This window comes from Streptomyces sp. NPDC059900 (assembly GCF_050270335.1).
Classification (GTDB): Bacteria; Actinomycetota; Actinomycetes; order Streptomycetales; family Streptomycetaceae; genus Streptomyces.
Window position 1 is genome coordinate 1 of sequence record NZ_JBNNJZ010000845.1, and the last position, 2,633, is coordinate 2,633.

Consider the following 2,633-nt stretch of genomic DNA (forward strand, 5'->3'; position numbering starts at 1 on the left):
GGTCTGACCGGCCCCGAACCCACCCCGACCGTGGCGGTCAGGCCGCTCGTGCTGCCCGCACCACAGCGCGGCGAGGACCTGCACGTACGGATCACCGCACCGGTCACTGGCACCCGGCTGCCGATCGTGCTGTTCGCGCACGGATTCGGTTCCCACCTGGACGCCTATGCACCACTGGTCGACCACTGGGCCTCTCACGGCTTCGCGGTCATCCAGGCCACCCACCTCGACTCCAGGCGTCTCGGCCTGGCCGCGGACGACCCCCGCAGGCCGCACCTGTGGCGCCACCGTGTGGAGGACATGAAACGCATCCTGGACGAACTGGGGGATCTGGAAGCGTCCGTGCCGGGTCTCGCGGGCCGGACCGACCACAGCCGGATCGTCGCGGCGGGACACTCCTTCGGCGGTCAGACCGCGGGCATCCTGGTGGGTCTGCGCGTCAAGGACCCGCAGACCGGCACCGCCGAGGACCTGTCCGACTCCCGGGTGATGGCCTCCGTCCAGCTGGCCACCGCCGGGGCGGGCGGCGACGAACTGGCCCCCTTCGCCCACGAGAACTTCCCCTGGCTGCGCGATCAGGACTTCTCCCGCATCACCGCCGCCGGACTCGTCGTCGCCGGCGACAAGGACGACCTCCCGCTCTCCACCCGGGGGCCGGCCTGGACGAGCGACCCCTACACCCTCAGCCGCGGCAACAAGAGCCTGCTCACCGTGCACGGCGGCGAGCACCTCCTCGGCGGTATCTCCGGCTACCAGTCGGCAGAGACCACCGACGAGGATCCCGACCGCGTCGCCCTCGTCCAGCAGGTCACCCTCGCCTACCTGCGCCACGTCACCGGGATCGACCACACCGACTGGGAGCGGGCCCGGCAGGTGCTCGCCGCCGGCCACCCGCTGGGCACGCTCGAATCCAAGTGACCGGCCTTTCCTCCTGGACCGCGGGCGGGCGAGGGAGCCTCGACCTCACCCTAAAGTTGAGGCTGAGACTCCGGGCCGCGGAGGTTGAGGGCGCTCACATCGGCAGGGAAAAGAGACGCACCGGCTCCGAGGGCCAGAAGGCGTCATCGCGCAGGGGCGTCACCATCGTCCGCAGCGGCATGGTGACCACGCGGCTTCCGGGTTGTTCGACGAGTACGTCCGTGTCCAACGGGTGCCATCCCAGTCGCTGATACAGCGCTACGAGGGGAGGTCTGCAGAACAGGAGCGCGTGCTGCGGACCCAGGGTGCGCGCGTGGTCGAGGGCTGCCGCGAGGACGAGCCGGGCCAGCCCCCGGCCTTGCATGTCGGGGGCGACGGCCACTCCGCCGACGCCGACCACTTCCGTCTCGGTGTCACCGATCGCCACGGGCAGCCGCAGCAGGCCCACATGTGCGACGAGTCGGCCGTCGTGCCTGGCCCCGAAGTGCTCCTCCTTCGGCAGCCAGGCCAGACCGGCCCCGGCAACACCGAAGGGATCATCGCCGACGCCGAGGATCTCCTCCTGGTCGGCCTTCGTGTACCGAGCAAGCCGCACCGGGGCGGGCGTCACGGGGCCTTGGGCCAGCGTCCGCGCCATGTCGATGCCGCCCTGGAGTGCGCTCAGCCGGGGCGGAGTGCGGGAGTCATCGAGGACGACTGCATGCAAGAGGTCACCAACCTGCGGAGAGGGCACGTCCGCGGACCACCAGGACGGATGCTTGGCCTGGTCGATGAAGCCCGTGACGCCATCCGCATCGACGCGCGAGCCGACGGACGCGACGGCCGTGACAACGACGTCGATCTCCTGATGATTCACCAGCGCCATAGCAAGCTCTCCCCATAATGCCGACGGACCTGCCGAGTTGAGAGGCAGCACGAACTTGATCAACTGCACTGCCAAGTAAACATCGCCCGCTCGAACCGGCCCGGGGCGAGGCCCTCGGGCCGGATGAGCCAGTACAGAGCGCCGCCGTTCCGAGGTCAGGCGGCGCCGTGCCGGTCGAGGACGGCTTCGATGATTTTCAGCAGCCGGTCCCCCGCCCGGTCGATGCTTCCGTTCTGGGTGCTGACCTGTGCGCCTTCCAGTACGAAGGTGATCTCAGCCGCGGCTTGTTCGGGGTCGGGGAGTCCGGCCTCGGTGCACATGCCGACCAGCCTGCGGGTCTGCAGGGCCTTGTGCTGTTCGATCACTTGCCGTGCGGGGTGGGTGCGGTCGGGCAGCTCGGCAAGGGAGTTGATGAACGGGCAGCCCCGGTACGAGATCGCCGGGAGACCGTCGGCGATGAAGCGGGCCAGGCCCAGGATCTGCTCACGGGGCCGGCCGGGGTGCTCGGCCTCGACCCGGTCGAAGGCCGCCTGGTAGTCGGCGGCGACGATCCGCAGCCACTCCGCGACCAGTGCGTCCTTGGTCTCGAAGTGCCGGTAGATCGCCATCTTCGTGGTCTCGGCCCGCTCGGCGATGGCCTGCACGCCCACCCGCCGGATCCCCTCGCCCTGGAAGAGCTCTTCGGCGGCGTCGAGGATGCGCTCGCGGGGCGGCAGCTTGGCCACCCTGCCCGGCCTTCTGGCGGTCGATGTCATGGCGGCTCCGGGAGGTCCGATCGGTGACGGGCCCCGCGCCCTCACCTGCTGCTACGGTACCATTCCGTCCCATCCGATACCGATCGGTATCATGG

4 protein-coding genes are annotated in these 2,633 nt (G+C 70.0%); 1 reads left to right on the top strand and 3 read right to left on the bottom strand.

Annotated features, from left to right (window positions below; all coding sequences use genetic code 11):
- Positions 1–3 precede the first annotated feature (3 nt).
- A complete protein-coding gene (locus tag ACQKIP_RS44780) occupies positions 4–918 on the top strand; it encodes an alpha/beta hydrolase family protein (protein ID WP_427745626.1) in 915 nt (304 codons plus the stop codon).
- A 94-nt stretch (positions 919–1,012) separates the two neighbouring features.
- On the opposite strand, the gene ACQKIP_RS44785 is transcribed toward ACQKIP_RS44780, so the two are convergent.
- The 3 genes from ACQKIP_RS44785 to ACQKIP_RS44795 form a co-directional block, all read right to left on the bottom strand.
- Positions 1,013–1,555, bottom strand: a complete 543-nt coding sequence (locus ACQKIP_RS44785; RefSeq protein ID WP_365854701.1) for a GNAT family N-acetyltransferase — start codon at positions 1,553–1,555, stop codon at positions 1,013–1,015.
- Between the two features lie 287 nt (positions 1,556–1,842).
- Entirely contained in the window at positions 1,843–1,920 is a 78-nt protein-coding gene (locus ACQKIP_RS44790) for a hypothetical protein (RefSeq protein ID WP_365854703.1), read from the bottom strand.
- 18 nt (positions 1,921–1,938) lie between these two features.
- Entirely contained in the window at positions 1,939–2,538 is a 600-nt protein-coding gene (locus tag ACQKIP_RS44795) for a TetR/AcrR family transcriptional regulator (protein WP_365853775.1), read from the bottom strand.
- Positions 2,539–2,633: the final 95 nt, after the last annotated feature.